This is a genomic window from Natronobacterium haloterrestre, from assembly GCF_900112205.1.
Lineage (GTDB): Archaea > Halobacteriota > Halobacteria > Halobacteriales > Natrialbaceae > Natronobacterium > Natronobacterium haloterrestre.
Genome location: NZ_FOKW01000005.1, coordinates 281,528 through 305,845, shown reverse-complemented (window position 1 = coordinate 305,845; position 24,318 = coordinate 281,528). Strand labels below are relative to the sequence as shown.

Sequence of the window (24,318 nt, the reverse complement as noted above, 5' to 3'; positions counted from 1 at the left end):
AGACGCTCAGAAGATCCACAAGCAACGACCGATCCTTCAAGAACAGCTCGCTACCACCATCCAACCGACCGCTGAGGCTTAGCTAAAGACCAATGTCTATGTATCTAACTCGTACAGAGTGGTCAAGAGGGGGAGTAGCAATACCGAACAGTCAAACGATACTCCGTGCTATATGGTATTCCCGTCCTGCAAAGGGCTGATTGTCCTCTGGGTGTAACAAATCGTCATCAGGGTATCCAATTGACTCATAGCGCCCTCGATGGGGGCGTGGTACCCAGTGACGCTTCGACGGTGTCGATGGACGGTCTCGATTGAACACTCGGCACATCTCTCGAAATGTCGCTTCAAGGCATCCATATACTCCTCCTTCAGCTGACTTCCAACGAGGACCATTAGGAGTCAAAGTCCATGCATCACCCCATTGAGCGGACGAGATAGGCACGCTGGTGTCCATACTCTCGACCTGTGTTAACCCATTCTCGAAAACAATCTCGAAATGGTCGTGTGGAGAGCCGCCAAAGAGGTGGAGTTCCTCGCACTTTCGATAGTCATTGAAACTCCACGGGGACTCTGCAAATTTAGACTGACACGGAATGCCAACGCGGATATGACTAGGGATTCGAGACGGATGAACTGACTTCGGGACCATAATTAGTGTCTCGCAGTGTGGAGCGACTTCATACGCGAGCGAAAGCGCGTCCTCAAACGTAACTCCGTTATTGATGTCTGGAATGACGGCGAACTCAGGCTGCTCTTGCTTCACAACCTGTAGATAGGGTTCAAATACGTCCTTGACCGAGACCTCCGCCTCTTCCAACCGTTTGAATGGGAAATCCACAAACGATACCTCAACGTCTTCTGGAGGTCGCGTGTTCATCGCTGTATACCCTACCCTAGCACCCATGCGGTACGCAGCATACGTCGCGGACGTAGACCCATTGGCCATCCAAATAATATCTCGCTCAGAACTTTGCATGAGCTGGAGCTGGACAGCTCCGAATGTCATTCTTACGGTCTCAATTGACTCACTCTAACAAAGATTCTCGATAGATAATCAGATTTCTGGACGCGAAAGATAGGGGTTCGGATGATTATAGAGCGAGGTTCTCTGATAGACTCTACTTTATTTTACGGCAACAGAAAGAGAAGTGACGACGGATAGTCGGTGGAAGGGTGGTGTGTCCATCGTGACTGTGCCTGCCGTCACTCCTCTATGCTGGCTTTTCGGATAGACGCCATTTGAGTAGGGGGACGATTCCCAAACTATAGGTATTCACCACACTCCCTACATTTCTTGATGTCCTGAAACGGGTCAAACACGGTCTCGATATTCGTTGAGTCGCATTCTGGGCAGGTCATACATGCCTGTAGAGAATGACCTTGAATGTCATTCTTATGGTCTCAAATTCAGTCGTCGTCTTCAAACGGCTCTACCCTCAACCGATTCAAGAACTGTAGGAGGCTCTCAATTCGCTCTTCATCTTCCTCAGGAACAGCTAGAAGACCTTCATCTCGCGCTTGTATGAATAGATAGCTCACCGTTCGTTGCTGCTCGATTAGATTTCGCGGAACAGAGTCCATATCGTGCAGATACACGAAATACTCTGAATTACAGTGACGACACTCTACGAACTGCCCGTCACTCACAACACCATCGTTGAGGTAAAATCCGTCGTCGATGAATGGCGTTGTCTCGCCGCACTCTCGACACTCAAATTCAGTCATCATCGTTCTCCGTGACCTTCCGATAGTGGTCTTCTAAGTATGATTCAGCGTACATTTCGTATGATTCATTCACAGACTTTAATCCGATTGCATACCAGTGCTCTTCGTCATCAAAATCCCAGAACCGCTGCTTTACGACCTTCTCGTAAGGGAAATCATCTTCAGACGCTGCCCACTCTTCCTCAGTAATATGGATGAGTCGGTCTCCAAGTTCGTACGCTGGCGTTGAACTCTGCTCAGTATTGTAGTGCCAAGTGTGGACGGTCAAACCACCATCACCGTTGCAGAGCGCGTTAAAGTGCAGTTCTGTTCCATCATCCCTGTAACCCGCAAACCATAGACTGTCGCCGCTCATTCGCTCAATTCGAAGATAATCGACCTCGTGCATCACGTCAATGTCTTCATCTGGTTTGATTTCATCTGTCATTGACTCTCACCACTCATCAGCACAGTTGAAGCAAAGAAACTCGTTCTCTGGATGGTTCAGTTCAGATTCGCAAACCAGACACACGTCGTGGTCTCCAAAGTGGTCTAAAAAGCCGTACTGAACGCCGTCAGGATACCACACATCGCAGTCGCTTACTGGACAGTGATGCTCACCATTCCGCTCCTCCAGCAGACTCAGAATCTCGTCTGAATCCATATTTCAGTCCTCACTCTCCTGCTCTGCTCGAAAGCTGTCGATTTCCTTCTCGACTAGCTCGTCAAACTCGTCATCATCAAGACCCCCGTAGTCATCCGAGACAGTGTGTAGCATCTCCTTCCATTCGCTTATCTCGCGTAGACAGTATTCTCGGGGAGTCATTCCAGCCTTCCGAGCTTGCTGACGTACTTCGTCCTCACTCATCAACATGGCCTGCTAGTCGAGACCGATAGCATTCATTCTAACGAAGTCGAAACGACGGTCGTTTTGCACGTGGACAATAAACTACGTGCAATGAGTGTACGAGAGGAGTTCGACGCTTGGGCTACGGAAGGAAAGGATAAAGGAATGGAGAAACGGCACTGGCACACCGCGAAACACGCACTCGCTCGTATGCCAGTTGAAGAAGGAGACACAGTGCTTGACCTTGGAACAGGTTCAGGATATGCATTGAGGGCTCTCAGAGAAACGTATGAAATTGGTCAAGGGTATGGTTTAGACGGTTCACCCGAGATGATTCGTAACGCCCGTTCATACACCAATGACCCACAGATAGACTTCGTATCGGGTGACTTTGACTCGCTTCCGTTCGAAAACAATAGTATCGACCACGTGTGGTCGATGGAAGCGTTCTACTACGCTTCAGAGCCACAGAATACCCTCAATGAAATTCATCGAGTACTCCGCTCTGGAGGTTCCTTCTATTGTTGTGTTAACTACTTTGAGGAGAGTCAATATACGCATGAATGGCAGGAGAAAATCTCCATCGACATGACGCTTTGGAACCGAGAGCAGTACCGAACTGCTTTCCGTGAATCGGGTCTGCACGTAGCTGAGCAAGATAATATCCCAGACCACGAAATCTCGATACCCGCTGAAGCCGAGTTCCCGACCGAGGATTGGGCCAAACGAGAGGAGATGGTTGACCGTTACCGAACTTGGGGTACTCTACTAACGGTTGGAGTGGCACCTTAATCAACGATAAGATAGGTTGCGCCTTTCTGCTATTGAAACCATACTAATTGTATCTATTACAATTTCGTATCAATAGAACTGTTTTGAGTATCCGACATTCCGACTACATAGAATCTATGTATTTAGTTATTTAGTTGACGGCACAGTAGAAGGTTCCGCCGGGCCGGAGGATCCGGGCGACTTCCTCGAGCGTGTTGTGCGGATCGGCGGCGTAGTAGAACGCTTCCATCGACCAGACGTGGTCGATCGAGTCGTCTGCGAAGGGAAGCGAGTCGAAGTCGCCGACGAGGTAGCCGACTTCCGAGTCGTCGGTGTACTCGGTCGCGTTACGGGCCATCTCGGGCGACCCGTCGAGGCCGTAGACGCGGCCGGCCTCCGCGTTGTCCCGCAGCGCACGGCCGGCGTACCCGCTGCCACAGCCGAGATCCAGAATCGTATCGCCGGGTTCGACCGGCATCCGCGCGAGCGCGTGTTTCGCCGTGTTCCAGTGTCGGTCTTCCATACCCTTGTCGCGACCACTCGTTGCCCAGTCGTCGAACTCCTCACGGACGCTCATGTCCGGACCGTCGTCCTCGGAGCGCAAAACGAGTTCGGGTTCCGACGCTACGGGGCCGACCACGAGTGGTTCGCGACGACCGTTAGTTTCTTTAGGCTACCCTAAAAATAGGGGAGTGGAGAGGCAACCGTCGGCCGCACACCGTGGGCATCGGCGTCGGTCGTACGAAGGCTCTCTGTGTCCCCCTTTCCCTTTCCCTTTCCCTTTCACAGTCGAGACCGCCAGCGACGAGTCCGCGACGGGGCCGCCACACGAACGAGACTCGACGCGCCGAACGGGCGGTACGCCCGGTACGCCCAGACATAACATCCGCACTATTAAGTCGATCCCCGAAGTTTCTCGCCAGTATGGAATACACGCTCGAGATCGAGAACGCGCCGTCGACGGTGCCCGGGGGAACGGGGATCCTCCTCTTGCACCCGAGCACCGGCGAAACCGATCGCATCGACACCGACTTCCTCAAGGCCGACACAGATCACTTCCTCGTCGTGTCGACGCGAACGACCGCCCGCGAAGTCAAGCAGAAACTCGAGCACTACGACGTCGACGAGGAACGCGCGGAGATCCTCGATACGCTCTCCATCGAACGGGGCTACTCCCGGCGCAAGAGCGACACCGTCCACTACGTCGCCGCACCCGACGACGTCGACGGCATCGTCGAACACATCGAGGGCTTCCTGGAGGCCCACGACGGCAAACTCCGTATCAGCTTCGACTCCGTCACCGAACTCGCCTACTACGCCGGCGACGAGCGGGCGCTCGAGGCCGTCGAACGGATCTGTGCGCTGCTCGAGGAGTACGACGCCGCGGGGCTGTTTCACCTCTCGGAGGAGCCACACGACCCCGAGACGGTCGATCGCTTCCGCGAGCAGTTCGACGGCGTGGTCGATCTCGACGAGGACGGCTCCGTCGACGTCGAGTTCTGATCGACACGCGGTCCGGCACCGAGCGTAGCGTAGGGGGATTCCGGCCGAAAAACGGGGCCGCGAAACCGACGGAACCGGCGAGAGCCGACTTACTTCTCCGAGACGTTCAGGACTCGACCGGCGGCAACCGTCTGTCCCATGTCCCGGATCGCGAAGCTCCCGAGTTCGGGGATCTCCTCCGACGGCTCGATGCTGAGCGGCTTCTGCGGACGGACGGTGACGACGGCGGCGTCGCCCGCCTGAATGAAGTCGGGATCCTCCTCCTGGACCTCGCCGCTGGAGGGATCGATCTTCTGGTCGAGCGATTCGACCGTGCAGGCGACCTGGGCCGTGTGAGCGTGAAAGACCGGGGTGTAGCCGGCCGTGATCACGCTCGGATGCTGCATGACGACGATCTGGGCCTGGAAGGTCTCGGCGACGGTCGGCGGATCGTCGGCGGGCCCACAGACGTCGCCGCGACGGATGTCGTCTTTGCCGACGCCGCGGACGTTGAATCCGACGTTGTCACCGGGTTCAGCGAGGTCGATCTCCTCGTGGTGCATCTCGATGGTCTTGACCTCGCCGCCGACGTCGCTGGGCTGGAACGAGACCTCGTCCCCGGCCCGCATCTGTCCGGTCTCGATGCGTCCGACCGGGACCGTACCGATCCCCGAAATCGTGTAGACGTCCTGGATCGGGAGTCGGAGCGGCGCGTCCGTGGGCGGCTCCGGCACCGGCAGGTCGTTCAGCGTCTCGAGCAGGGCACGGCCGTCGTACCAGGGCATCTCGTCGCTTAGCTCCGCGACGTTGTCGCCCTCGAAGGCCGAGATCGGGATGAACGAGGCATCCTCCGTCGCGAACCGGACCTGATCGAGGAGGTCCTTGACTTCTGCGACCACCTCCCTGAAGCGGGTCTCCTCGTACTCGACGACGTCCATCTTGTTGACGGCGACGACGAGTTCGTCGATGCCGAGCGTACGGGCCAGGAAGACGTGTTCCTGGGTCTGGGGCGCGACGCCGTCGTCGGCGGCGACCACGAGGACCGCGTGGTCCGCCTGGCTCGCGCCGGTGATCATGTTCTTGACGAAGTCGCGGTGCCCCGGCGTGTCGACGATGGTGAAGTCGTACTCGTCGGTCTCGAACTCCTGGTGGGCGATGTCGATCGTCAGCCCTCGCTCTCGCTCTTCCGCGAGGTTGTCCATGACGTAGGCGAACTCGAAGCCGCCTTTCCCCTTCTCCTCGGCTTCCTCCCGGTGCTGTTCGATGACGTGTTCCGGGACGCTGCCCGTCTCGAACATCAAGCGGCCGACGAGCGTGCTCTTTCCGTGGTCTACGTGACCGATGATGGCCAGATTCTGGTGTGGTTTCTCCTGAGTCATGCTCACCCCCTCCGGTGTGGGAGATGCGTGTTATTGTCTCCCGTACCTCGATTGCGGAACTACCACCCGACGGATCAAAACGGTTACGCGGGGACGGCCGACGGAGCGGCCGCTCGAGGTCGGGTGCCGGCCTCGCTCCCGGACCCGAACCCTGACCCGGACGGCGTAGCCAGGACGGCCTCAGTCGGGGTCGACGACTTCCACGTCCCCCCGCATCGTCATCTCGTGTGGGTCACAGACGTACTCGGCGATCTCCGGAGTCGCTTCGAACTCGAGGGTCTGTGTCTCGCCTTCGGTGTCCATCGGCGGCGTCGCGTAGTCGTCGACGACCTCGTCGTCTTCGTCACGGAGTTCGACGTTGTGCAGGAACTCGCCCCGGTTCTCCCAGGTGATGGCGTACTCCCGACCCTCGAAGACGACGAGCGTGGGGTTTTCTACCCCGTCGATCGGGTCCGGGGCGACGCCGGCCCAGACGGTGATGTCCGTCGCGAGTCGGATCTCGTCGACGTCCTCCCACTCGTCGACGGCCGCCGATTCCGCCCCGCCCGTCGCCTCCTCCCCCTCGAGTTCGGATTCGGCGGCCCCTTCGGTTCCCCCATCGCGTTCGCGCTCACCCAGACAGCCCGAAAGCGACGCCAGCGTCGTCCCACCCACGGCACCGATGACCGTCCGGCGTGATACGGGCACCTTCACTGTCATACGTTAACATCCACCACGAGGGTAGTAAAAACCTGTCCAGGAACGGACGACGGACACACGAGCGGGGTCGGGACGAGTGCCGGGACCCGGACGGGCGCGGGCCCCGGGCGCTGCGACGTAATGTGGCGCGAAAACGAGGGGAGGAGTCAGTCCGCGAGCGAATCGAACGTCTTCTCCGCCCAGCGGATCGCGTACTCCGGACCGTGGGTTCGATAGGCGTCCGTATCGAGCGCGGCGAACGGCGCCGGCAGTTCGATCGCGTGCTTGATCGCCGCACAGGCCAACTCCGTCGCGTCCGCGAACTCCGTCTCCCCGCGGGCCACCGCCGTCGGGAGCCCGGCGACGCGGTCCTCGAGGCGGCTGCCTGCGTCCTGCCAGGCGTCGGCCAACTCGGGGCGGTCGTCGTGCCACTCGGCGAAGACCTCCCGGCTCTGCAGCCCCACCCAGCCGTCGTACAGCGCCGCCGCGACCTGGTAGGTCCCGTTCGGATCCAGCGACACCGCCGCGTCGAGGTCCGGGTACGCGTCCTCGAAAAAGCCCAGGAAGTGCTCGGGGACCTCGAGGCCGAGTTCGACGAACGCCTCCGCGAGGAGGAACTGGAGGAACGGTTCGGGCGTCCCTTCGACGCGCGGTTTGACCAGGACGACCGGCGGCTCGGTCTGGCGTGTCCAGACGACGCTCCCGTCGCCGGGCATGCCGATCGTCAAGTCCGACCCGGCGTACCGGGCGAGCAGCGACGGCGCGTCCTCGGGGAGCCACGACGCCGGATACGTCGCCGGCTGCAGGGAGTCGGCGACGAGGCCGAGATCCTCGGCCTGGGCCGGCGGCAGCGTCTCGAAATCCCGCTCGCAGTCGAAGACGAGCGCCTCCGGCGCGTGTTCGTCCCGCACCTCTGCCACCGGGTCCGGCAGGTCGCGGGCGTCGAACATCAGACGAAGGCCGTCTGGAAGATGATCAGAACCGACAGCAGTGCCGATACACCGACGGTGGCGAGAACGATCTTGGTTGCAGTGCTCATAGTCGGAGGCTATCACGCGCGTCGCTTAAATCCATCTGTCCGCATTCGTTCACCGGCGGTCGCGCCGCGGAACCCGTCGGATCGACCGACTCTCGCTCGAGGACTCCACTCGAACTCGAGGGGTGAACTGTACGTGGCTCGACGAACCGAGAGCAGGGTCACCCGCGATCAAAAGGAATCGAGAGCGGGAGAGAGGTCGGAAACGGAGCGACGAAGTCGGAGGACCTCGAGAAGGCCGCGGTGCCGAACCCGGACGAAAACGCAAGGGTGCCGATCACTCCTCGGCCTCTCGCCAGGAGTCGGGAACGTCTATGACGTAGCGGCCGTCCTCCTGGAGCGAGATGATGTACTCCTCGCGGTTGTAGAGTTCCATCAGGTTGAGTTCGTACTGGCCCGGACGAACGATCTTGATGCTCTCGAACTGCTGGTTCAGTTCCTCGCGGAGGTCCTCGATCGACGGCTCCTCGTCCGAGGGTTCGCTGACGACGCGACCGTCACTCGGCGGACGGTCCCCTTCCGAGCGGTCGGGACCGGCGGATCCGGCCGTTGCGCCGTCACCGGACCGGGGGGCAGAGCCCGTGTCCGTTTCGGGTTCCGCCCCCTGGCCGGGATCGTGTGCGTAGTACTCGCGGTCGCCGTCCGCGTCGACGTCCGACGGGAGCGCGTCGCGATGGACGACTTCGCTACGAGCGTCCGCCTGGGCGTCGTTCTCGCTCTCTGCGAGGTTCGCCGTGGTGTATTCCATCTCGTCGTCGCCAGCGGCGGGTTCCGAGGGAGACGACGTTTCGGTTCCGGTCGAGGAAGAAGAAGAAGAAGAGGACGCACTCGAGGACGAGGACACACTCGAAGACCGGTTCGCAGCCGAACCGCGGGCCTCCCCCGACGCCGCTGGATCGCCTGAGGAACGGTCTTCCGGACGGCGGGCGGTGTCCGGCCACTCGGAGAAGCCGTCGGCGTCCGTGGCTTCGTCCGTGTCTGCATCTACTCCCGTCGCCCGGTCCGCCTCGCTGGTCGTCGTGCTCGAGTTCGCCGACCCCCCTCCGGGTCCGGACGAGGGCGACGAGTCCCGGCCGCTCTCGGGCCACTGTCGGTCCGACGCCTCGAGGCGGTCGCGTCCCTCGTCGGGGGCAGCCGCGGCTCCGTCGATTGACTCCTCCGGGGCCGATTCCTCGTCCGAATCGTCGCCTGACATCCACTCGCGGACGGTTTCCGCAGCCCGACCTGCGACGCTGTCGGGTTCGGTTTCGCCGGCGTCCGGCTGAGGATCGACATCGGTCCCGGTGCCCGCGTCGCCCCCCGTTTCGGGTGGAGCCCGGCCGGACCCGGCGTCCGAAACCGATCCAGGGGACGACTCGGCTGCGGCCGTGCTCGAGTCGGGGGCGGTACTCGAGGGAGACCCCGATCCGGATGCGCCGTCGCGCTCAGTGTCGGTTGCGGTCCCGCCACCCGACAGCGACCCCGACGGCACGAACTGAAACTTGTTCCCGCCGCAGTCGGGACACCCCGACAGCATCTCCTTGGAGCCGTCGGGGAACGTCCGGCCGCAGTTCGTACATTCGTGTGGCATTAGTTGTGGGACACGAGCGCGCTGATCAGCGTTTCGTCCTTGTGAAGCGTTTCGATCTGGTTCGCCGGACCGATTACCGTCAGCTTGGCGTCCGACTTTTCAGACCCCATGATGCGGCCGATCAGCGACGAGTCGCCGCCGTCGGATTTGGGATACGTCTCGATCTCGATCCCGTTGAACTCGTCCGGGCTGATCTCGGCCATCGTCACTTCGATGAGCCGGCTCTCCTCGTCGGGCGTCAGTCCCTCCTCGAGGATGACGATGTTGCCGTCGTGGACGCCGTCCAGGATCATCCGGATCTTCTCCATGGTCGCCATCCCCTCCATACGTTCGCCGCTGATCAGGTCGATCTGGACGCCGTCTTCCGGCGCATCTCCGTCGTCAGCATCTGTTGCTTGTGGCATCGTCTCACCTCACCCGAAGTACTCCGCGATCGAGTCGTACACTTCGTCCATGTTGTCGCCCTCTTTCGCGGAGAGGGGGACGGTCTTGTGCTGTGGGAACGCGTCTTCGATCCGTTTGACGCTCGACTCGTCGAGGTCGATCTTGTTGGCGAAGATCAACACGGGGAGGTCACGGGACTCGATGATGCCGATCAGCATCGTGTTGACCTGAGTGATCGGGTCTTCGGCGCTGTCGAGGACGTAAATAACGCCGTCGACGTCCTCGCGGAGCCAGTGCATAGCCTCGGCGACGCCCTCCGTCGCCTCGCGTGAGCGACGGATCGCGTCTTCCTCGTCCATCTCGTCGGTGAACTCCTCGTAGTCGACTTTCGTCGTCACGCCGGGCGTGTCGACGATGTCGATCGTCACCGTCTTTCCGTTCCGTTCGATCTCGACGTTCTCCTTCCGACGAGCGCGCCGTGTTTCGTGTGGAACGTGACTTTCGGTGCCGATCGCGTCACCGGTCCAGTCCCGTGCGATACGGTTCGCGAGCGTCGTCTTTCCGGCGTTGGGCGGACCATAGATGCCGATACGTTTCGGTTCCTGTTCGGAGAACAGGCGGTCCGTAGCGCGAGAGATACTATCTTTGAGTTCTGTGAACAGTCCCATCCTTAGGGGCCCTCCAGCACCGCGGGGTGCATCTGCGCGTACTACAAACTGAATTCACTTAAGCCTACGTCAAAGCTATTGAAAGAACGACAATATGAACTGTCAGGATACGTACTACGATCCGGAGCTCCGGTCGTGAGTCGGCCCGTCAACGAGTACCAAGATAGAAGTCCTCAATGAGGGTCGACCACCCCCACCCCTTCGTTTCAAGTGGAGATGGTCGAACCCCCGGTGGGATGGGTCCGGAGGATCGACGCTCGAGCACCTCCGATTTGGACTCGAGCGACTGATTGAGTGCTCGAGACGGCCGAATTCGAGGAAAGAGCGGATTCTAGTAACTCGATCCGTCAGAGAGCGCTGTTCTAGTTCGAACTAGTAACTAAATACAACGCCTCTAGTAAAAATTCTATTTTGCTAGGAGTGCGGATATTGTTTCTGCTAACAGGTAATAAAACCTGTCTTTCTAGAGGCCCCTCCCCTCCCCCACCCCCTCTCGGGCAGTTCCACTTGAAACGAAGGGGTGGGGGGCTTCCCGATCACCGGTCGGATTTCTAACCTTTCCTGATCGTCCGCGAACTCCCGAGCAGACCATTCATTGATCGGACAATTCGCCCCGCCGATCCACGCTTTCTCTCGGTCATGAACCGTCGCTCCAGGGTTCCAGGTTGATCCGCCGCGTCTCCCTTCCGGCCTGTTTTCCCACAACGTCTCACTCGACTGCAGGTTTTCTCCCGGCTCCCGCCCTCGAGCGCTCGACTGGGGGAATGGTCGAATTGGTCTCGTTCGACGTCCATGCCGACACTGATGCCGACCTCGAGTGCGATGAACAGCCGACCAGCCCACGGTCCGATGGACAGCCAACCAGCCCACGAGTCCATACGCGCTACACGCGCCTGCGCAGAGACCACACCCACAGCTATCGATAAAGACGAGTCACCCACAGCTACGGCAAAGACGAGCGTCCGTTTCTCGGACCAATCTATAGTAACAACTGCAACTATTCACACACTGATCGCCGATCCGTCTGGCGATCAGATGTGCACTGACTTGCAGTGGCTACTATAGCGCTCCCTCCAACGATTGGTCCAACGAACGAGGCAACCCCTCGAACGGACGACTCCCGTCCTCGCCACGAGCTATCAATCGACGATCACGAAACTCGGTTTCGACCTGAAACGATGGGTCCTTTCCCACGAAATCCCGTCCCCCACCGTTCTCGAGGACCAAACCAGGGGTAGACCGACCGACGAGGAGGTCTTCGATCACGGATTTGAACGAAGGGAAGAATTTAAGACCTCACTGTTCCTCTGTTTCGTTTGCATCAACTGGACCCGAGCCGGGGTGGCTGAAAAGCAGACGGGCCGCACTGGCCCACCGGAACCTCGATATACCTGGTTTTGGGTTCGGTATTCCACTCGAAATCAGGGGGTACGTGTACGACGGATGTCAGACGACAATACGGAAAGGACAGCCCCGGACAAGGTCGACGTCGGGAGTACCGACGGGTTCTCGACGGATCTCGGCGGGACCGACTTCGGGGACGACCTCGGCGAAGACGAACCGAAACAGGGATTGTTCGACGATCTGCTCAGCGGAGAACCGATATTCGAGAACAAAGAGGTTCTCAGACCGTCATACACCCCGCACGAACTCCCACACAGGAGCGACCAGATCAACAAGATGGCGACGATTCTGGTCGCCGCGTTGCGCGGGGAGACCCCGTCGAACATCCTGATCTACGGGAAGACGGGGACCGGGAAGACCGCCAGCGCGAAGTTCGTGAGCAAGGAACTCGAGAGCACGTCCCAGAAGTACAGCGTCCCGTGTGACGTCGAGTACATCAACTGCGAGGTGACCGACACCCAGTATCGCGTGCTCGCCCAGCTCGCGAACAAGTTCATCGAGAAGAACAAGGACCGGATCGACGACCGGATCGACTCGCTGCGGGACCTCCTCGAGGAACTCGACGACTACGACGCCGACCGCGACCCCGGGGTCGGGACGAACCGATCGGGGGGTGACGACGCCGACCTCTTCGACTCCTCGGACGAGGGGCTGGGGGGCAGCGACGATCCGAACACCTCTATTTCGTCTGGAGGAATCAGAGCGTCTTCGTCTGGCGATTCGACAGGTGAAACGGAGGGGTCGACTGCGGATCGATCCGCCGACCGATCGGCGGACGACGACGAGGCAGCGTTCGCGACCGACGAGACGCTCGAGGACGCTCGAGTGGGGGAGGGCGCGGCCGATCATCCGCTCGCGTCCACGCCGTTCGATTCCCGCGTGGAGGTCGAAGAACGGATCGACTCCCTGCAAGAGGACCGGGACTCCTTCGAGGAGGTCCCGATGACGGGGTGGCCCACGGACCGGGTCTACAACGTCTTCTTCGACGCCGTCGACTACGACGAGCGGGTCGTCGTGATCATGCTCGACGAGATCGACAAACTCGTCGAGAAAAGCGGCGACGACACCCTCTACAACCTCTCGCGGATGAACTCCGAACTCGAGAACTCCCGGGTATCGATCATCGGTATCTCGAACGACCTCAAGTTCACCGACTTCCTCGACCCCCGCGTGAAGTCCTCGCTCGGCGAAGAAGAGATCGTCTTCCCGCCGTACGACGCGAACCAGTTGCGGGACATCCTCGAGCACCGGTCGGAGGTCGCGTTCAAGAGCGGCGCGCTCTCCGAGGACGTCATCCCGCTGTGTGCGGCCTTCGCCGCACAGGAACACGGCGACGCGCGCCGCGCGCTGGATCTGCTGCGAACTGCAGGGGAACTCGCCGAGCGTTCCCAGGCGGAGACGATCGTCGAGGAACACGTCCGGCAGGCCCAGGACAAGATCGAACTCGACCGCGTCGTCGAGGTCGTCCGGACCCTCCCCACGCAGTCGAAACTGGTCCTCTTCGCGATCATCCTGCTCGAGAAAAACGGCGTCCACAGCATCAACACGGGCGAGGTGTTCAACATTTACAAGCGCCTCTGCGAGGAAATCGACGCCGACGTCCTCACCCAGCGGCGCGTGACGGACCTGATCAGCGAACTCGACATGCTCGGCATCGTCAACGCCGTCGTCGTCTCGAAAGGCCGGTACGGCCGGACCAAGGAGATCAGCCTCTCGGTGCCGCTCGAGGAGACCGAGGCGGTCCTGCTCTCGGATTCGCGGCTGTCCGACATCGACGACGTACAGCCGTTCGTTCAGGCGCGATTCGAGAATTAAGGCTCGTTTCGGGCCATCCTCGCCGACTCGAGGAGACTCCCGCTCGCCCGAAACCATCGATGGATCGATATACGAGCGGTCGCTTCGCTCGCGTATGAGACGACGAACCGTCCTCGCTTCCACGGGAAGCGTCGCCCTCGCCTCGCTCTCGGGGTGTCTCTCGAGCGTCCGCGGATTCTTCCGGGACGAGGAAATCGACGGCCACGAGAGCGGCGAGATCGAAGTGGTCGTCGAGGGCGAGTCGATCGACTTCACGGCGGATCGGTTCCAGGCCGAGAACGCCGAGGACTCCTCGGTCTACTTCCACTTCCACGAGGGCCACGAACCGTGGTTCATGGAACGCAAGCGGGTGACGTTCGCGGAGGCGATCGATCTCCTCCCCCACTTCGCGTACGAGAACGCAGACGGGAACCACGTCGTCACGTTCGACGGGACGACCTACGACGAACGCGACGACGGGACGACGATCCGCTTCGAGATCGACGGGGAGGCAGTCGATCCGACCGAGCGAAAACTGTACGACGGCGACGAACTGTCCCTCGAGATCGAGACCGAGGACTGATTCGCGGGTCGCCGGGACGGCGACTCGCTCGGTGACCTCCTCCGTTTCGCCTCGAGCGGCCGCTCGCGCCCTCGAATCGACGAACTCGGCCAGTCACTCCCGGCTCCGATTCTGATTCCGATTCCGATTCCGGTGGTGGACTCGCGTCGCGACGCCGACGCCGGCGGCGACCCCCGCGCTCCCGAGGGCGCCGACCGTTCCGATCGTGCCGACGACTCCGGTGCCCGTACCTGTGCTCACGGGCACGATCGCGCCGGCCATGATCTCGTCGAAGAACAGGCGGACGTGGCCGAGCCACGGGATCCGGAACGTCGCTTTGCCGGTGATCCACTCCGGTTTCACGACGTCCGTTCGCGCACCGCCCCGGTACTGGTCGTAGCCGGCGTTGGCGTCGCCTTTCGTGACGAACCCGTCGTAGCGGGCCGGGCAGGTTCGGACCTCCTCGCAGGTCACGTCGCCGACGAACTCCTCGTTGGCCTTCGTCTCGATCCAGTTCTCGCCCTCCTCGACCCAGAAGTGGGCGCGATGGATCACCGGCGTCTGTCGTTCGCTGCCGTCCGGCCTGAAGACGATCACGTCGCCGGCCTGTCCGAACTTCTCGTAGTCGCCCTGCCCGTTCTCGAGGGTAACGACCCCGGTGTCGCCGACGGAGTCGTCACCGACGAACCGGTCCTCGTCCACGACGAAGATCAGATCGCCTCGTTCCATGTTCGGTTCCATGCTGCCGCTCTCGACGGCGACCAGCGGGGGCCAGACCCCGCTGACCGCGAACAGCAGCAGGCCGATGACGGCGACGATGGCCACGCTGCTGAGGACGTCGCGGACGAGTACCGCGGGTTCGTCGTCGGTTCGGAGGAACCAGCGGACGACGCCGTCGTCCTCGATGGTGACGTCGCTGGTTCCGGCTCTGCTCCCGCTGTCGCTGCTGTCGCCGGCGCGGTCCCGGGTCGCCCGAGGCCGATCGCCCGTGCCATGGGCTTCGGTGTCGGTCTCGGTGTCGGCCTCGGTGTCGGCCTCGGTTTCGGCAGAAGACGGGCCGCCGAACGACGGCTCGTCCTCGTCGCGCTCGTCGGAACCGCCGGCGTCTCGACCGCTCATTGCCACGGCTTTTGCCGGGGCCGGCAATCAACTTTCCCCTCGATCTTTGCTCGACGCTCGGGGTGGTTCCGATCGGCGCGTTTCGTGCCCCCGGAAACGGCCCGCCGATTCGCTACCCTTTTTTCCCCGGTCACGAATGCGATTCGTGTGCCACTCGAGGCCTCCGCCCGGATCGTCAGCGAACTCACGAGTCGCGGCTACAACGCCGAGCGCGAGGCGGTGACGCGACTCGCGGCGGCCGACCACACGGATGCGGCACTCGAGCGGGTCCTCGAGGAGTTACCCGAAGACGCGCTGGTCGTTCGCACGGAGCACGTCGAGGCTGCGCTGTCGGCGCTCGAGTCCCCGGCGTCACGATCCGCGGCCGACGCCGCGACCGAAACGGCCGACCCCTCCGTTTCAACTGGAACTCCCGAGCCCACAGCGGGCGAATCGGTCGACGCGTCTCCAGTTGAAACGGAGGGGTCTTCGACGGGGGCGGGACGGTCGGTCGATCCCGAACTCCGGTCGCTCGAGATCGTCGGGGACATGACCGGCGAGAGCACCGGAACGGGGGAGTACGAGGACTTCGTCTCGGTCTTCCGTGATCGCCTCGACAAACTCGGCGCGAAGCTCCGCGGTCGGGTGAACCACCGCCCGGCGACGGCCATCGAGGACATGCCGGGCGGCAGCGAGGTCGCGATGGTCGGGCTGGTCAACGACGTGCGGTCGACGGCCAGCGGCCACTGGCTGATCGAACTCGAGGACGCGACCGGAACGTTCCCGTGGCTCGTGATGAAAGACCGGGACTACGTCGATCTGGTCGACGAACTGCTTTGTGACGAGGCGCTGGCGATGGAGGGAACCCTCGCGGACGACTCGGGCATCGCGTTCGTCGACTCGATGTACTTTCCTGACGTGCCCCGGACGTACGAGCCGTCGACGGCCGATCGTCACGTCCAGGCGGCGCTGATCAGCGACGTCCACGTCGGCAGCGAGGAGTTCATGGCCGAGGCCTGGAACGGGTTCGCCGACTGGCTCCACACCGAGGAGGCCCAGCACGTCGAGTACCTGCTGATCGCGGGCGATATGGTCGAAGGCGTCGGCGTCTACCCCGACCAGGACGAGGAACTCGAGATCGTCGACATCTACGAGCAGTACGAGGCGTTCAACGAGCACCTCAAGAAGGTGCCTGGCGATATCGAGATCGTGATGATTCCGGGCAATCACGACGCGGTGCGACTCGCGGAGCCCCAGCCGGGCTTCGACGAGGAGCTCCGGGAGATCATGTCGGCCCACGATCCCCGGATCGTCAGCAACCCCTCGACGGTGACCCTCGAGGGGGTCTCGGTGCTGATGTACCACGGGGTGTCGCTGGACGAAGTCATCGCGGAACTACCGGAGGAGAAAGCCAGCTACGACGATCCCCACAGGGCGATGTACCAGCTTCTGAAGAAGCGACACGTCGCGCCCCAGTTCGGGGGCCACACGCGGCTCGCGCCCGAAGAGGAGGACTACCTCGTCATCGACGAGGTGCCCGACATCTTCCACACGGGCCACGTCCACAAACTCGGCTTCGGGAAGTATCACAACGTGCTGGCGATCAACTCCGGCTGCTGGCAGGCCCAGACCGACTTCCAGAAGAGCGTCAACATCGACCCGGATGCCGGCTACGCACCGATCGTCGACCTGGATACGCTGGACGTGACGGTCCAGAAGTTCAGCTGAGAACACTCCCGTTTTTCAGTGACTCGAGCACTCGAGCACTCGAGCAGTTGACCGGCGCGGCGCTCGAGCCCGTAACCAACACGCGTCGGGAGACTACTCCTCGGACGCCGACGCGTCGGATTCCTCCGCGTCGTCGACGAACACCCGCGTTCGGAGGTACGCCTCGAGTTCCTCCCGCGCCGCCCGGACCGGTTCGTGGGTTTCGGTCGTCGCGCGCTGATTTCGTGCGCCGTGAATCGTCGCCACGATGAAGTCGGCGGTCCGCTCCGGATCGACGTCCCGGAACACGCCCTGGTCGATCCCGGCACGGATGACATCGGCGACGTGGCTCCGATGGAAGTCGTCGGTTGCGGCGAACTGTTCCCGGTAGGCGTCGTCGTGGGGGGCCTGTCCGCGCAGCGCCTCGATCGCTTCCATGAAATCGACGTGTTCGGGCTCGAAGGAATCGGGCAGCGCGTAGTCGACGAGCGTCCGGAGGTGCTCCCGGGCGTCGTCGAACTCGCCGTCGATCGGCATATCCTCCTCGAGTCGCTCGAGGAGGAACTCGAGGAAGGCCACGAGCAGTTCGTCTTTCGCGTCGTAGTGCTGGTAGATCAGCGACTTGCTCTTGGGGAACTCGTCGCCGATACGCTGAATCGTGAGTTCCGAGTAGCCGTGTTTCCGCAGTGCCTCGTAGGTTGCTCGCATGATCTGGGTGTGGGTATCGTCCGGCGAGCAGTCGAAGAGCCCCTGTTCACTCATTGTGAATAAATATTCATTCAGGAAGCATATAACTTATCACTTCGTCCGATCTCGACGCGTCGCCTCTTCTCCACGTGCCGGGAGTAGCCGGCGGCAGTCACTCGACGCTTGTCGACGCCGCCGTCGAGCGACCGAGAGTCGTGCTTCGAGCGGGAGGAACTCGTCATTTCACGTCGGAACTCGAAGCACGGGACAACAGGTAAACTGCGATAGCGCCGAACACGAGGTCGAGTCCGAGCAAGACGGCGATGCCGGGTGCGACGCCGTTGAGGGCGCCGTCGAACCACGAGACCTCGATGACCGTCATGACGTCCCGATCGATCATGAGCGAACGTGCGGCGTCGACTCCGTACGTAACTGGATTGAAGCGAGCGAACGTCTGAATCCACTCCGGTAGGGTCTCGAGGGGGAGGAACGCGCTCGACAGAAACAACAGCGGAAACTGTAACAGGTTCGCGCCGATGATCGTCGATTCCTGATCCCGGGTGAGGATCGCCAGCGCGTTCGAGAACGCGACGAACCAGAGCGAAAACAGGATGCCGATCGCGACGATGCCGACGGCACCGACGATACCCGTGACGATCTCCGCGCCGAGCAGGACGCCGAGCCCGAGGATGATGGCGATCTGAACGGCGATTCGGAACACCTCCGCGGCGGTCTTGCCGACGAAGACGGCCGTGCGGTTCATCGGCGTCACGAGTACCTTCTCGAACATTCCGTTCTCGATGTCGTTGACCAGCCCCACGCCCGACGTGATGGCCGCCGCGAGCGCGACCTGGATCGTGATCGCGGGAACGAGGTACGTTTCGTAACTGATCCCGGGAATCCCCCGATTGACCGCGCCGCCGGCCACGTTCCCGAACACCTCCGTAAACAGCACGAGGAAGATGATCGGCTGCACGAGCGAGACGACCAGAACGAACGGGTTCCGAACGGCCTTCCGGTTCCACCGCTTGAAATTCACCCACGCGTCCCCGGCGAAGGTGTTTCCCGAGCGTGCGTCCGGCCCCCCGAGGTCGCCGTGTCTTCGTCGGCACCAGGCAGGCTCATCGTTCGGCCCCCGTGTCGTCGGTCTCGAGCTCTTCGCCGGTGATCGCCAGGAACACGTCGTCGAGGGTCGGTGCGCGGATGTTGAACCCGGTCACCGTCAACCCCGCATCGCGGAGCGCGACCAGCAAATCGGTCCCGTGCTGGCGGGCCGTCTCCGCGGTGACGCTGATCCCCTCGTCGGTTTGGGTGACGGACGCGTCCGTGAACGCGTCGAACTCGCGTGCGATCGCCGCGGCCCGTTCCCGGGCCGCCGGATCGCCCTCCAGTTCTACGTCGAGAACCTCGCCCCCGACTTCCCGTTTCAGGTCCGTCGGACTGCCCTCGGCGACGATCTCTCCCTCGAGGATAACCGCAAGGCGATCACAGAGCTGGTCGGCCTCCTCGAGGTACTGCGTGGTCAGGAAGATGGTCGTCCCGAGGTCGTTGATGCGCCGGAAGTAGTCCCAGAGTCGGTTGCGGGCCTTCGGGTCGAGCCCCGTCGTCGGTTCGTCCAGGAAGACCAGCGGCGGGCGATGGACCAGCGCGGTCGCGGCGTCCAGTCGCTTCTTCATACCGCCCGAGAACTCCTCGGCCCGCTTGTCGGCGACGTCGACGAGATCGACGAGATCGAGCAGTTCGGAGACTCGCTCGGGGCGCTCGCCACGCGGCACCCCGTAGGCCTCGCAGGCGAATCGGATGTTCTCCTCGGCGGTGAGTTCCGGATCGATACTCGTCTCCTGGGCCATATAGCCGATGGATTCGCGGATCTTGCGCGATTCCGACCGGACGTCGAAGCCGTTGACTCGGACCTCCCCACCCGTGGGGGACAACAGCGTGGCGAACACTTTGATCGTCGTCGTTTTCCCCGCCCCGTTCGGCCCGAGGAAGCCGAAGAACTCCCCGTTGGGGACGACCATGTCGATCCCGCTGACGGCGGCAGTTCCGTCGGAGTAGACGAGTTCGAGTCCATCGACGTCGATAGCTATCGGAGGGCCGGTCCTCCCTTCTCGGCGGGAGTCGTCGCCTCGAGCGAGTTCGGCCGCCCTCTCTGGTTCCGGTGATGACATACCCTTGCTACTGGACCTGAAGCGAGATGAGTTGTCCCAACAGCGTAGTCCCCTCGGCGTGTCGAGCACGTTCGTCCTCGCGCTCTCGATTCCGCCGACGCCGGCCGCTGTGCTCGGTGGGGTCGCCGTCCCCGGTCCCGTCCTGCACCGGGACTCGAGTCAGCGGTTCAGTCGGGGGGCTACGGCTCCATCCGAAAGCGGATCGTCGGCGACCCGTTGAACCGGGGCCCGCTCCCCCGGCGTTCGAATCCCAGTTCCTCGGCGGCGTCGGCGACGGTGTCCCTGTCGGCGTCCCGGGAGACCAGCACCTCCACCGCCATCGACTCGCGCTCGGCGAACCGAACGGGCTCCGCGAGCAGTCGCTTGCAGGCGTCGTCGGTCCCGTCGAGCTGGGTGACGTGGACGGTGTTCTCCCGGGCGTCGAAGCTGATAAACCCCAGTAGATCCTCGGGATCCGAACCGTCGTACTGCGAGTCGGAGACGTCGACGTTGGGGTCGTGATTGCCGTCCTCCGCGACGCGGACCGTTCGGTCGTGCACGAGATTCCGCATCACGTCCGTCGGCGCATCGGCGATCGACGCCAGCGCGTCCGCGTCGGCCTCGAGGGCGTCCCGTACGTTCATCGTAGTGTGTCAATGCCACCCACAAATATAAATCCAGCCCGCGAGTCCGAAGCACGGTCGGTTTCGGAGACCGGTTCTCGTGGTGGACCGTCGATGGAACTGTAACGATCGTTCGGTCGAATCGGCCGAAAGCGGCGGTCAAAATCCGCCTAAGGGGACACAGTTATTTGCCCGGTGAGGTAACGACGGGGTATGAGCCACGCCACCGGTACTCGAAACAGCCACGCTCGTCACGCTCGTCACGCTCGTCACGCTCGGGAGGTGTTGGTATGCGCGTCGTAACGAAGTTCGGCGGAACCAGCCTCGGAAGCGGCGACCGGATCAACCGTGCCGCGGACTCGATCGCCGCCGCCGTCGAGGACGGCCACGAGATCGCCGTCGTCGCCAGCGCGATGGGGTCGACCACCGACGACCTCTTAGAGGAGATCACCTTCGAGACGGACGAACAGGACCGCGCCCAGATCGTCAGCATGGGCGAACGCACGTCCGTTCGGATGCTCAAGGCCGCACTGTCTGCCCGCGATATCGACGCGCGATTCTTGGAGCCCGGATCCGACGACTGGCCGGTCGTCACCGACGAGTACGGCGAGGTCAACGTCGAGGAGACCCAGAAGCGCGCCGTCGAGATCGCCGAGGACCTGGACGACGTGGTTCCGGTCATCACCGGTTTCCTCGCGGAGGGGCCGGACGGGTCGATCACGACGCTCGGCCGCGGCGGCAGCGATACGACGGCCGTGATGATGGGCAAATACATGGACGCCGACGAGGTCGTCATCGTCACCGACGTCGAAGGCGTCATGACCGGCGACCCGAACGTCGTCGAGGGAGCCCGCAACGTCGGCGAAATCTCGGTCGACGAACTCCGGAACCTCTCGTTCCGCGGGGCCGAGGTCGTCGCGCCGTCGGCGCTGTCGTACAAGGACGGGAACCTCGACGTTCGCGTCGTCCACTACCAGCACGGCGACCTGCTGTCGGGCGGGACCAGCATCGAGGGCGAGTTCGAGAACCTCGTCGACCTGCGCGAGCGGCCGCTGGCCTGTCTGACCGTCGCCGGCCGGGCGATCCGTAACCAGCCCGGGGTCTTCCACAGGCTCTCCGAACCCCTCTCGGAGAGCGACATCAACATCGACGCGGTCGCCAGCGGGATGGACTCCGTCACGTTCTACGTCGACGAGGACGAGGCCGAACGGGCCGAGAACATCCTCCACCGGGAGGTCATCGCCCACGACGAACTCTCGAGCGTCACCGTCGACTCGCCGATCGCGGTCGTCCGCGTCACGGGCGGCGAACTCCCCAACCGACCGGGGATCGTCAGCGAGATCGTCTCGCCGCTGGCCGAGGAGCGCATCCACCTCCAGGACGTCATCACGAGCGCGACCAGCGTCGCGCTGTTCGTGGACTGGTCGGATCGCGAACAGACCCTCGAAGTGACCCAGGAAATCTTCTGATCGCCGGGTGGGCGAGCGAGGAAGTCCCACGATCCCCGGGCCGCCTCCCTCGTCGATAACCGGCCGCTATAATTCAAATGGCCGATAGTTTTACTGTTCGGTAGAGAGACGTTCCACCTGGCGGGATGGGGGGTTCAGTCGTTGCCACGGTCACGCCCATCCGGTGACCGGCCGTATCCCGCCACCGACGTATCGTTCGCGGTGGTCGCCCACTGCCGCGTCTTCCCGCCCGTTAGGGGGCTCGTTCGACCGGCCGCTTTCAGTCGGCCGGCTTTTCTACAGGTGGAGCAGGCCGAATGGCGTCGCCGTCCGCCGCCCAGTCACCCCGTTATCGCCCAGTCACCTCGTCGTCGTTCCTCGAGGTTCGAACCTGTCCATTGCTGTCCCGACCCGTCGCTTACACCGCGGGTAGATCCGCCGGTACCCACGTTCCGTCAGTCGATTTGAACTGTCGCGGTCCCGGAGTCAGGGTATGGTCGGATACAAGACCAAGATGGTCGAACGGATCTCGCTTCCCGCACGCGAACAACGCGAGCGCAACCTCGAGGAGGCGGGATACAACGTCTTCAATCTCTCTTCGGACGACGTCTTCGTCGATCTGTTGACCGACAGCGGAACGGGCGCGATGAGCGACCGCCAGTGGGCCGCGCTGATGAGCGGCGACGAGGCCTACGCAGGGGCGCGCAGCTTCGACGAACTCGAGTCGGCCGTCGCGGACGTGATGGGCTTCGATCACGTCGTTCCGGCCCACCAGGGCAGGGGTGCGGAGAACGTTCTCTACGGGACGCTCCTCTCCGAAGGCGACGTCGTCCCGAACAACACCCACTTCGACACCACGCGGGCCCACGTCGCGAACCAGGGGGCCGAGCCGGCGGACTGTCCCGTCGCCGTCGCGCACGACCCGTCCGCGTCGGAGCCGTTCAAGGGGAACTTCTCGCTCGAGCGCGGTCGGGAACTCGTCGACGAGGTTGGCCCGGATCGCGTCCCGGTGGTCATCCAGACGGTCACGAACAACTCGGCGGCGGGCCAGCCGGTCAGCGTCGAAAACACCCGCCGCGTCCGGGAGTTCGCCGACGAGATCGACGCGACCTTCGTGATCGACGCCTGCCGGTTCGCGGAGAACGCCTACTTCGTCCAGCAACGCGAGGAGGAGTTCGCCGACGCCTCGATCGCCGACATCGCCCGCGAGCAACTGGGGTACGCCGACGCGGTCGTGATGAGCGGCAAGAAGGACGGACTCGTCAACGTCGGCGGGTTCGTCGCGACCGACGACGCCGACCTCTTCGAGGGGTGCAAGCAGCGCGCGATCCTCTACGAGGGGTTCCCGACCTACGGCGGGATGGCCGGCCGCGACGTCGCCGCCCTCGCGGTCGGGCTCCGGGAAGCCGTCGAGCGGGAGTACGTCGCCGACCGCGTCGAACAAGTGCGGGAGTTCGGCGAACTACTCGCGGAGGCGGGCGCACCGATCTACGAGCCGCCGGGCGGCCACGCCGTCTACCTCGACGCCGGCGCGGCGCTCTCTCACCTCCCCGACGAGACGTTCCCGGGGCAGGCGCTGGTCTGTGAACTGTATCGGGAAGGTGGCGTCCGCGGGGTCGAACTCGGAAGCTTCGCGTTCCCCGACACCGACCGGCCGGAACTGGTCCGGCTCGCGGTTCCCCGCCGGACCTACCACCGCGAACACTTCGAACACGTCGCCGAGACGGTCGAAACCGTCCTCGAGAAGCGCGAGGACGTCCGGGGACTCGAACTCGCGAGCGAGCCCGAGATGCCCGAGATTCGCCACTTCACCGCGGAACTCGAGCCGGTGCAGCCCTGATCTGACCCCGATTCCGAGTTGGCGCCGGCCGGCAGCGTTCGCGGGGACGACACAGTGTCGCGGGGACTACGTCGGGGACTACATCGAGAGCACGCCGCGGGCCCGGGCTCGCAGACCCGACTCCGGCTGTGGTTCGGGCTCCTCGCCACCGAGGCGCTGCTTCGCGGCCTCCTGGAGGGCCGTCGTGTCGATCCCCGGGCCGCCCGCCCCGCCGTCGCCGGAGCCGACCAGCCAGTCCGGGAGACTGGACTCGAGTTCCTCGCGTTTCTGTGCTTTCACCTGGCTGTACTGTCGGAGGACGATCCCAACGCCGAGAAACAGCGCGGCGTCGCGCAGTTCTCGCCGGAACCGATCGGGATCGTTGCGGACCGCGATCGCTTTCACCAGCGAGATGCCGCCGATCGCGAGATAGATCTTCGAACGTTTCTCCGGGTCGCCGGCGAGTAACTGTTGGAGCGCCATGTGCGGCGACGTACCACGTTCCCC

Annotated in this window: 25 protein-coding genes and 1 pseudogene; 7 read left to right on the top strand and 19 right to left on the bottom strand. The window is 62.6% G+C overall.

Features of this window, described 5'->3' with window-relative positions; genetic code table 11:
* Positions 1-151: 151 nt before the first annotated feature.
* From BM113_RS23025 to BM113_RS12190, 5 genes are all read right to left on the bottom strand, one after another.
* The gene (locus BM113_RS23025; RefSeq protein ID WP_394327717.1) at positions 152-904 is read right to left on the bottom strand and encodes a DUF6610 family protein; all 753 of its coding nucleotides are present in this window, start codon (positions 902-904) and stop codon (positions 152-154) included.
* 503 nt (positions 905-1,407) lie between these two features.
* The gene (locus tag BM113_RS12200) at positions 1,408-1,725 is read right to left on the bottom strand and encodes a hypothetical protein (protein WP_089788341.1); all 318 of its coding nucleotides are present in this window, start codon (positions 1,723-1,725) and stop codon (positions 1,408-1,410) included.
* On the bottom strand, positions 1,718-2,152 hold the full coding sequence (locus tag BM113_RS12195; protein WP_143095825.1) for a hypothetical protein: 435 nt from the start codon (positions 2,150-2,152) through the stop codon (positions 1,718-1,720). The genes BM113_RS12200 and BM113_RS12195 overlap by 8 nt, the downstream gene beginning before the upstream one ends.
* 6 nt (positions 2,153-2,158) lie before the next feature.
* Positions 2,159-2,368, bottom strand: coding sequence for a hypothetical protein (locus BM113_RS21845; protein WP_143095824.1), 210 nt, complete (start codon positions 2,366-2,368; stop codon positions 2,159-2,161).
* Between the two features lie 3 nt (positions 2,369-2,371).
* Entirely contained in the window at positions 2,372-2,572 is a 201-nt protein-coding gene (locus tag BM113_RS12190) for a hypothetical protein (protein ID WP_143095823.1), read from the bottom strand.
* Between the two features lie 90 nt (positions 2,573-2,662).
* On the opposite strand from BM113_RS12190, the gene BM113_RS12185 reads away from it, so the two are divergent.
* Positions 2,663-3,343 carry a class I SAM-dependent methyltransferase gene (locus BM113_RS12185; protein ID WP_089788335.1) on the top strand — a complete coding sequence of 227 codons (681 nt, stop codon included), beginning with the start codon at positions 2,663-2,665 and terminating at the stop codon, positions 3,341-3,343.
* Between the two features lie 133 nt (positions 3,344-3,476).
* Here BM113_RS12185 and BM113_RS12180 read toward each other — a convergent pair.
* Positions 3,477-3,899, bottom strand: a pseudogene (locus BM113_RS12180) (class I SAM-dependent methyltransferase); the annotation flags it as partial.
* A 347-nt stretch (positions 3,900-4,246) separates the two neighbouring features.
* On the opposite strand from BM113_RS12180, the gene BM113_RS12175 reads away from it, so the two are divergent.
* Positions 4,247-4,825: a DUF7090 family protein gene (locus BM113_RS12175; RefSeq protein WP_007141291.1), complete on the top strand. Its 579-nt coding sequence runs from the start codon at positions 4,247-4,249 to the stop codon at positions 4,823-4,825.
* Between the two features lie 89 nt (positions 4,826-4,914).
* Here BM113_RS12175 and tuf read toward each other — a convergent pair whose 3' ends face one another.
* From tuf to BM113_RS12145, 7 genes are all read right to left on the bottom strand, one after another.
* Positions 4,915-6,183, bottom strand: a complete 1,269-nt coding sequence (gene tuf, locus BM113_RS12170) for a translation elongation factor EF-1 subunit alpha (protein ID WP_089788334.1) — start codon at positions 6,181-6,183, stop codon at positions 4,915-4,917.
* A 180-nt stretch (positions 6,184-6,363) separates the two neighbouring features.
* Positions 6,364-6,882: a cupredoxin domain-containing protein gene (locus BM113_RS12165; RefSeq protein WP_177209157.1), complete on the bottom strand. Its 519-nt coding sequence runs from the start codon at positions 6,880-6,882 to the stop codon at positions 6,364-6,366.
* A gap of 146 nt (positions 6,883-7,028) precedes the next feature.
* Positions 7,029-7,811, bottom strand: a complete 783-nt coding sequence (locus tag BM113_RS12160; RefSeq protein WP_089788333.1) for a DUF7089 family protein — start codon at positions 7,809-7,811, stop codon at positions 7,029-7,031.
* Positions 7,811-7,900, bottom strand: coding sequence for a hypothetical protein (locus BM113_RS23090; protein ID WP_449289595.1), 90 nt, complete (start codon positions 7,898-7,900; stop codon positions 7,811-7,813). Before BM113_RS23090 ends, BM113_RS12160 begins: the two co-directional genes overlap by 1 nt.
* Positions 7,901-8,174: 274 nt before the next feature.
* A complete protein-coding gene (locus BM113_RS12155; RefSeq protein WP_089788331.1) occupies positions 8,175-9,467 on the bottom strand; it encodes an OapC/ArvC family zinc-ribbon domain-containing protein in 1,293 nt (430 codons plus the stop codon).
* Entirely contained in the window at positions 9,467-9,871 is a 405-nt protein-coding gene (locus BM113_RS12150) for a DUF2073 domain-containing protein (protein ID WP_007141296.1), read from the bottom strand. The genes BM113_RS12155 and BM113_RS12150 overlap by 1 nt, the downstream gene beginning before the upstream one ends.
* Before the next feature lie 9 nt (positions 9,872-9,880).
* Positions 9,881-10,519: an Era-like GTP-binding protein gene (locus BM113_RS12145; RefSeq protein WP_007141297.1), complete on the bottom strand. Its 639-nt coding sequence runs from the start codon at positions 10,517-10,519 to the stop codon at positions 9,881-9,883.
* Positions 10,520-11,962: 1,443 nt separating this feature from the next.
* Here BM113_RS12145 and BM113_RS12140 point away from each other — a divergent pair.
* Complete coding sequence (locus BM113_RS12140) at positions 11,963-13,738, top strand: Cdc6/Cdc18 family protein (protein WP_089788329.1); 1,776 nt, start codon at positions 11,963-11,965, stop codon at positions 13,736-13,738.
* A gap of 94 nt (positions 13,739-13,832) precedes the next feature.
* Positions 13,833-14,300, top strand: coding sequence for a hypothetical protein (locus BM113_RS12135; RefSeq protein WP_089788327.1), 468 nt, complete (start codon positions 13,833-13,835; stop codon positions 14,298-14,300).
* A 93-nt stretch (positions 14,301-14,393) separates the two neighbouring features.
* On the opposite strand, the gene BM113_RS12130 is transcribed toward BM113_RS12135, so the two are convergent.
* The gene (locus tag BM113_RS12130; RefSeq protein ID WP_089788326.1) at positions 14,394-15,398 is read right to left on the bottom strand and encodes a S24/S26 family peptidase; all 1,005 of its coding nucleotides are present in this window, start codon (positions 15,396-15,398) and stop codon (positions 14,394-14,396) included.
* A gap of 147 nt (positions 15,399-15,545) precedes the next feature.
* Between BM113_RS12130 and BM113_RS12125 the strand changes: the two genes are divergently transcribed.
* Positions 15,546-17,105 carry a DNA-directed DNA polymerase II small subunit gene (locus BM113_RS12125; RefSeq protein WP_089788325.1) on the top strand — a complete coding sequence of 520 codons (1,560 nt, stop codon included), beginning with the start codon at positions 15,546-15,548 and terminating at the stop codon, positions 17,103-17,105.
* 93 nt (positions 17,106-17,198) lie between these two features.
* On the opposite strand, the gene BM113_RS12120 is transcribed toward BM113_RS12125, so the two are convergent.
* The 4 genes from BM113_RS12120 to BM113_RS12105 all read right to left on the bottom strand — a co-directional run bounded on the left by BM113_RS12120 (position 17,199) and on the right by BM113_RS12105 (position 20,565).
* The gene (locus tag BM113_RS12120; protein WP_089788323.1) at positions 17,199-17,846 is read right to left on the bottom strand and encodes a TetR/AcrR family transcriptional regulator; all 648 of its coding nucleotides are present in this window, start codon (positions 17,844-17,846) and stop codon (positions 17,199-17,201) included.
* Positions 17,847-18,009: 163 nt separating this feature from the next.
* Entirely contained in the window at positions 18,010-18,810 is an 801-nt protein-coding gene (locus tag BM113_RS12115) for an ABC transporter permease (protein ID WP_218149961.1), read from the bottom strand.
* A gap of 82 nt (positions 18,811-18,892) precedes the next feature.
* Positions 18,893-19,942, bottom strand: coding sequence for an ATP-binding cassette domain-containing protein (locus BM113_RS12110; RefSeq protein ID WP_089788321.1), 1,050 nt, complete (start codon positions 19,940-19,942; stop codon positions 18,893-18,895).
* A 179-nt stretch (positions 19,943-20,121) separates the two neighbouring features.
* Entirely contained in the window at positions 20,122-20,565 is a 444-nt protein-coding gene (locus BM113_RS12105) for a hypothetical protein (protein ID WP_089788320.1), read from the bottom strand.
* Between the two features lie 269 nt (positions 20,566-20,834).
* Here BM113_RS12105 and BM113_RS12100 point away from each other — a divergent pair, with 269 nt between their 5' ends.
* Positions 20,835-22,013, top strand: a complete 1,179-nt coding sequence (locus BM113_RS12100) for an aspartate kinase (RefSeq protein WP_089788318.1) — start codon at positions 20,835-20,837, stop codon at positions 22,011-22,013.
* A gap of 472 nt (positions 22,014-22,485) precedes the next feature.
* Positions 22,486-23,832: a tryptophanase gene (locus BM113_RS12095; RefSeq protein WP_089788316.1), complete on the top strand. Its 1,347-nt coding sequence runs from the start codon at positions 22,486-22,488 to the stop codon at positions 23,830-23,832.
* Between the two features lie 78 nt (positions 23,833-23,910).
* Here the strand turns inward: BM113_RS12095 and BM113_RS12090 are convergent, their stop codons facing one another.
* Positions 23,911-24,294, bottom strand: coding sequence for a hypothetical protein (locus BM113_RS12090; RefSeq protein ID WP_089788314.1), 384 nt, complete (start codon positions 24,292-24,294; stop codon positions 23,911-23,913).
* Positions 24,295-24,318 lie beyond the last annotated feature (24 nt).

Excerpts from the sequence above, each read along its gene's own strand:
- BM113_RS12095 (WP_089788316.1), top strand. The coding sequence starts at position 22,486 with ATGGTCGGATACAAGACCAAGATGGTCGAACGGATCTCGCTTCCCGCA.
- BM113_RS12090 (WP_089788314.1), bottom strand. The coding sequence starts at position 24,294 with ATGGCGCTCCAACAGTTACTCGCCGGCGACCCGGAGAAACGTTCGAAG.
- BM113_RS12140 (WP_089788329.1), top strand. The coding sequence starts at position 11,963 with ATGTCAGACGACAATACGGAAAGGACAGCCCCGGACAAGGTCGACGTC.
- BM113_RS12110 (WP_089788321.1), bottom strand. The coding sequence starts at position 19,942 with ATGTCATCACCGGAACCAGAGAGGGCGGCCGAACTCGCTCGAGGCGAC.
- BM113_RS12200 (WP_089788341.1), bottom strand. The coding sequence starts at position 1,725 with ATGACTGAATTTGAGTGTCGAGAGTGCGGCGAGACAACGCCATTCATC.
- BM113_RS21845 (WP_143095824.1), bottom strand. The coding sequence starts at position 2,368 with ATGGATTCAGACGAGATTCTGAGTCTGCTGGAGGAGCGGAATGGTGAG.
- BM113_RS23025 (WP_394327717.1), bottom strand. The coding sequence starts at position 904 with ATGGGTGCTAGGGTAGGGTATACAGCGATGAACACGCGACCTCCAGAA.
- BM113_RS12100 (WP_089788318.1), top strand. The coding sequence starts at position 20,835 with ATGCGCGTCGTAACGAAGTTCGGCGGAACCAGCCTCGGAAGCGGCGAC.
- BM113_RS12145 (WP_007141297.1), bottom strand. The coding sequence starts at position 10,519 with ATGGGACTGTTCACAGAACTCAAAGATAGTATCTCTCGCGCTACGGAC.
- BM113_RS12190 (WP_143095823.1), bottom strand. The coding sequence starts at position 2,572 with ATGAGTGAGGACGAAGTACGTCAGCAAGCTCGGAAGGCTGGAATGACT.
- BM113_RS12135 (WP_089788327.1), top strand. The coding sequence starts at position 13,833 with ATGAGACGACGAACCGTCCTCGCTTCCACGGGAAGCGTCGCCCTCGCC.
- BM113_RS12160 (WP_089788333.1), bottom strand. The coding sequence starts at position 7,811 with ATGTTCGACGCCCGCGACCTGCCGGACCCGGTGGCAGAGGTGCGGGAC.
- BM113_RS12150 (WP_007141296.1), bottom strand. The coding sequence starts at position 9,871 with ATGCCACAAGCAACAGATGCTGACGACGGAGATGCGCCGGAAGACGGC.
- BM113_RS12155 (WP_089788331.1), bottom strand. The coding sequence starts at position 9,467 with ATGCCACACGAATGTACGAACTGCGGCCGGACGTTCCCCGACGGCTCC.
- BM113_RS12120 (WP_089788323.1), bottom strand. The coding sequence starts at position 17,846 with ATGAGTGAACAGGGGCTCTTCGACTGCTCGCCGGACGATACCCACACC.
- tuf (WP_089788334.1), bottom strand. The coding sequence starts at position 6,183 with ATGACTCAGGAGAAACCACACCAGAATCTGGCCATCATCGGTCACGTA.
- BM113_RS12165 (WP_177209157.1), bottom strand. The coding sequence starts at position 6,882 with ATGACAGTGAAGGTGCCCGTATCACGCCGGACGGTCATCGGTGCCGTG.
- BM113_RS12185 (WP_089788335.1), top strand. The coding sequence starts at position 2,663 with ATGAGTGTACGAGAGGAGTTCGACGCTTGGGCTACGGAAGGAAAGGAT.
- BM113_RS12105 (WP_089788320.1), bottom strand. The coding sequence starts at position 20,565 with ATGAACGTACGGGACGCCCTCGAGGCCGACGCGGACGCGCTGGCGTCG.
- BM113_RS12130 (WP_089788326.1), bottom strand. The coding sequence starts at position 15,398 with ATGAGCGGTCGAGACGCCGGCGGTTCCGACGAGCGCGACGAGGACGAG.
- BM113_RS23090 (WP_449289595.1), bottom strand. The coding sequence starts at position 7,900 with ATGAGCACTGCAACCAAGATCGTTCTCGCCACCGTCGGTGTATCGGCA.
- BM113_RS12195 (WP_143095825.1), bottom strand. The coding sequence starts at position 2,152 with ATGACAGATGAAATCAAACCAGATGAAGACATTGACGTGATGCACGAG.
- BM113_RS12175 (WP_007141291.1), top strand. The coding sequence starts at position 4,247 with ATGGAATACACGCTCGAGATCGAGAACGCGCCGTCGACGGTGCCCGGG.